This is a genomic window from Methylobacterium sp. WL7 (genome assembly GCF_008040085.1).
GTDB lineage: Bacteria > Pseudomonadota > Alphaproteobacteria > Rhizobiales > Beijerinckiaceae > Methylobacterium > Methylobacterium mesophilicum.
Genome location: NZ_VRVG01000221.1, coordinates 1 through 4,469, shown reverse-complemented (window position 1 = coordinate 4,469; position 4,469 = coordinate 1). Strand labels below are relative to the sequence as shown.

2 protein-coding genes and 1 pseudogene are annotated in these 4,469 nt (G+C 53.2%); 1 reads left to right on the top strand and 2 read right to left on the bottom strand.

Annotation, left to right across the window (positions count from 1 at the left end):
* Positions 1–938, top strand: a pseudogene (locus FV233_RS28220) (IS3 family transposase); the annotation flags it as partial.
* 279 nt (positions 939–1,217) lie between these two features.
* Here FV233_RS28220 and FV233_RS28215 read toward each other — a convergent pair.
* Both FV233_RS28215 and FV233_RS28210 read right to left on the bottom strand, forming a co-directional pair.
* Positions 1,218–2,528, bottom strand: a complete 1,311-nt coding sequence (locus FV233_RS28215; RefSeq protein WP_147899495.1) for an HlyD family type I secretion periplasmic adaptor subunit — start codon at positions 2,526–2,528, stop codon at positions 1,218–1,220.
* Positions 2,529–2,620: 92 nt separating this feature from the next.
* Entirely contained in the window at positions 2,621–4,354 is a 1,734-nt protein-coding gene (locus FV233_RS28210; RefSeq protein WP_147899494.1) for a type I secretion system permease/ATPase, read from the bottom strand.
* Positions 4,355–4,469: the final 115 nt, after the last annotated feature.

The window sequence follows — 4,469 nt, the reverse complement described above, 5'->3', positions numbered from 1 at the left end:
TTGGAGAAGCTGATTCTAAAGGAGGCCGCCTCGGGAAACTTCTGAGCCCGGCACGCCGCCGGGCATGTGTCGACTTCGTCGTTGCCGAGCACGGCGTGTCGGAACGCTTCGCTTGCCGTGTCCTGGGCCAACATCGTTCGACCCAGCGCAAGGTCGCCGTCGTGGTTGAGGATGAGGTCGCTGTGACGGCCGCCATCGTCGCTCTGGCTCTGCAGTATGGGCGCTACGGCTATCGTCGAATCACGGCCTTGCTCCGGCGTGACGGCTGGACGGTGAACGTGAAGCGCGTCGAGCGGATCTGGCGCCGCGAGGGCCTCAAGGTTCCCGCTCGTCAGCCGAAGCGGTCGCGCCTCTGGCTCAACGACGGCTCCTGCCTGCGGCTGCGGCCGGAGCGGCCTGACCACGTCTGGTCCTACGACTTCGTCGAGAACCGCACGCACAACGGGCGCAAGTACCAGATGCTGAACGTCATCGATGAGTTCACCCGCGAGTGTCTGGCCATCCGCGTATCCCGCAAACTGAAGGCGCTGGACGTGATCGACGTGCTCTCGGATCTGTTCAGCTTACGCGGTGTGCCAGGCCATGTCCGCTCGGACAATGGACCGGAGTTCATCGCCAAGGCCGTTCAGGACTGGATCGCGGCGGTGGGATCGACGACCGCCTACATTGAGCCGGGCAGTCCATGGGAGAACGGTGATTTACGAGAGCTTCAACGCGAAGCTGCGGGATGAACTCCTCAACGGCGAGGTGTTTTACACCCTCAAGGAGGCCAACGTTGTGATCGAGCGATGGCGGAAGCACGACAACGGCATCTGGCCGCACTCGTCGCTCGGCTACCAGCCGCCTGCGCCAGAGGTCGTCATCTGGCCAACCGAACCGAGCGGATCAGTGCCGTCCGCTCGTTCTGCGCCATCGTCACACGACCGACGATGCACTAACTTCGAACCTGGGCCACCGAACGGGGGCAGGTCAAGCCACCCTGGCAGACCGACGGCGCTACTCCGTCTAACTGCCGAGCGTAGGCTCGATCGCTTAAAATGCCGCATCCCAACGAAGTTCTATAGCCGAACAGCTAGCGCATCTTCAGGCTGCGCCTCAAAATAAAAATAACTTTTGTTTATATATTTGTATGATTATAAATTGTCAGCACGAAAATATTTTTGTTTGAAGTTCAAGATAGATCCAGTTCCATGACAGTTCATGCATCTACATGTCTATCACCGTTCCCGCCATGCTTTAACAATTTGATCGGAAAGTGGCTTAACGAGGTAGCTGAAAACTGAGCGATCGCCGGTTTGCATGAAGCTCTCAACCGGCATACCAGGAACCAGACGCACGTCGCCGAGCTGTTGCCTGCCTTTTTCAGGGATTTGGATGCGAACGGTATAGTAATTGTGCCCTGTTTTCAAGTCAATTATTACATCGGCCGAAATACGACTAACATTGCCCTCAATTTCCGGGGTAACACGTTGATTGAACGCGGAGAAGCGAAGAACCGCCGCTTGTCCAATATGAACGCTATCGATGTCTTGTGGTTGGATTTTTACTTCCACCGCGAGCTGATCTGCCTCTGGCACGATGAGCATTGCCGGCTCGGAGGGTGTTATTAACCCTCCAATAGTATGAACCGTCAACTGGTGTACCGTCCCCGACTGCGGCGCTCTTAAGTCGCTACGTTTAAGTTGATCTTCGGCAGCCGCTCTTTTTTCCACATATTCGGACCATTTTCCCCGGATCTCAGCTAAGTCCTTGCTGGTCTCCGTACGCATGTCGCTGTCAATCTGTAGGATTTGCAACTCCGTTTCAACGATCTTGCCGCGCGCCGATGCTATCGAGGCTATCAGTTGGCTCCGCTCACCATCAAGGCGTGCCGCGTCACGCTCAAGAGCATTTACACGAGAAAGTGGCACCAAATTTTTTGCATGGAGTTCGCGTACTCCTCTGAGCTCTCCGGTTATGAAATTGAACTCACGTACTTTAGCGGCCGTCTGCTCAACCCGACCGTTGATCTCTTCCCGCAATTGCTGAATACGCTCGTTCAATTGAGCTTTTTGCCCTACGCGACCGGCTACGCGCGAATTAAATAATCGGGTCTCACCTTCTATCAAGTTTGAGACAGCTGGATCAATTTTTTCGCGAGCCAACAATTCACCCGGAAATAGCACATGACCGACATTGTCGCGCTCGGCTTCGTTGCGAGCGCGACGCGCCGTTAGTTCATCGAGCGCTTTCAAGACAATATCGAGATTTGCACGGGTCTGAGTGTCATCTAGCCTGATAAGGATATCACCTACTTTGACTTTAGAGCCTTCGCTGACCCGCAATTCGCCGATCACTCCTCCGGAGGCGTGTTGAACCTTCTTGACGTCGGACTGAACTACGAGCTGACCAGACGCAATCACCGCGCCAGAAATTTGTGTAAAAGCCGCCCATCCTCCAATTATTACTACTAAAAACGAAACGAGCCACGAGCATATTGTGAGATGCTTCCGGATCGATTGTATGGCCGTAGAATTCGAATACGCCATATTATTGTTATGGAATCCAGCGCCGAAAATGGCATTCATGTCGCGCTTTCGTGAAAACAATGGTTTATTTGAATGGTATCGAGATCACTGCCTTAAAATCTGTTGTTAACAGAAACTGCAGCTGGTTTCAACACATGGTTGAGAACCTGATCTTTGGGTCCGATAGCATGAATCCGACCGTCACTCAACATTAGTATAAGATAGATAGCGACGAGCGCAGATGGACGATGGGCAATTACAATACAGATACCGCCACGCGAGCGAACGCCAAGGATTGCGTCAGTTAGGGCGTTTTCGCCCTCGGCGTCGAGGTTTGCGTTAGGTTCGTCGAGAATGACAAGAAAAGGGTCTCCATAGAGTGCTCGCGCTAGTCCAACTCGCTGACGCTGGCCAGCTGAAAGACCAGAACCCCGCTCGCTAATACGTGTGTCGTAGCCTTGAGGTAAGCGCAAAATCATTTCGTGGACACCTGCCGCTCGCGCAGCCGTAACCGTTGCCTCCGGAGGGGCGGATGGATGGAAACGAGCGATGTTTTCAGCAATCGTCCCGGCGAATAGTTCGATTTCTTGAGGTAGGAAACCGACATGTTCACCGAGATCGTCGGCGGTCCATTGGGCTAACTCCGCGCCGTCAAGACGGACTTCTCCATGCACCGCTGCCCAAACACCTACCAAGGCCCGCGCCAAACTCGTCTTGCCCGAAGCTGAAGGGCCGATAATGCCCAGCCCCTGCCCCGCCTTGAGACTAAAGCTTACATTTTGAACTGTTAAGCGCCGGCTACCGGGAGGCGCAATGCTTAAATTCATTACGTCAAGTGTTTGACGGGGTGCTGGAATTGCATGGGGGGGCGTTTCGACTGGAAACTGGTTGAATAGGCCCGATAGTCGCATCCATGACTGTCGGGCCTGAACGAAACTCTTCCAATTGGCAATAGCGAGTTCTGCTGGAGCTAAGGCACGGGCGACTAGTATAGTGGAAGCGATGATGATACCGGCGCTCGCCTGTCCATTAATTACGAGATAAGCGCCCAATGCCAATACAGCCGATTGCAAAGCGATACGAAAAATTTTTGATGTCGCGCCGAAACTTCCAGCGACATCGGAGATTTTTTGTTGATCTTGCATGTAATCATAATTAATTCTTCCCCAGCGAGCCGCAAAGCGCTCCTGCATGCCTAATGCAGCGATTACCTCGGCGTTGCGGCCTCCAGCCTCCGCCAAACTGTTACGCTGGGATCCCTTCGTTGTCGCGGTCAGCGCTGGAGTACGAGTGGCGCGATCCGTGAGCAACGCAAAGATGGCCAGTACTGCAACGCCGATTATAGCAGCTATGCCGATCAATGGATGAAATAAGATACAAATTACCAGGTAAATTGGCATCCAAGGCAGATCAAAAAAAGCGGACGGTCCAGATCCTCCAAAGAACGCGCGTATTGTTTCAAGGTCGCGCAGAGGCAAAAGACCGTCGCCATGGGTTGCCTCCTTTTTAAGGGGCGCTCGCACCATAATATTGAAGACACGTGCACTGAGAGCTTCATCGAGGGCCATACCAACCCGGGTTAGTATCCGAGTACGCAGGATCTCGATAGCGCCCTGAAAGCTGTAGAGGACAAACGCAAGTGTACACAGACCTAATAAGGTAGGCATGGAACGGCTGGGAATAACGCGATCATAGACCTCGAGCATAAAAAATGAGCCAGTCAGATAAAGTAAGTTCAGTAGGCAGCTCATCACCGCCACACCAATGAACGCTGATCGACAGCGTGTCAGAGCTGCCCGTATTTTAATGGACCTATTCTGGATCTTGGTCCGAATTATTCCGTGCATACCGCGCTTTTGGCTTGATTTTCATGCAAAAGTCTTAACTGCAAGTAAATCAGCTTGGATGTCGCAGCAGCGTCGGTTTCATTACCACTTTGGCTTATTATACAATGGGTATCAT

Coding starts and splice junctions, on each gene's coding strand:
- FV233_RS28215 (WP_147899495.1), bottom strand. CDS start 2,528: ATGGCGTATTCGAATTCTACGGCCATACAATCGATCCGGAAGCATCTC.
- FV233_RS28210 (WP_147899494.1), bottom strand. CDS start 4,354: ATGCACGGAATAATTCGGACCAAGATCCAGAATAGGTCCATTAAAATA.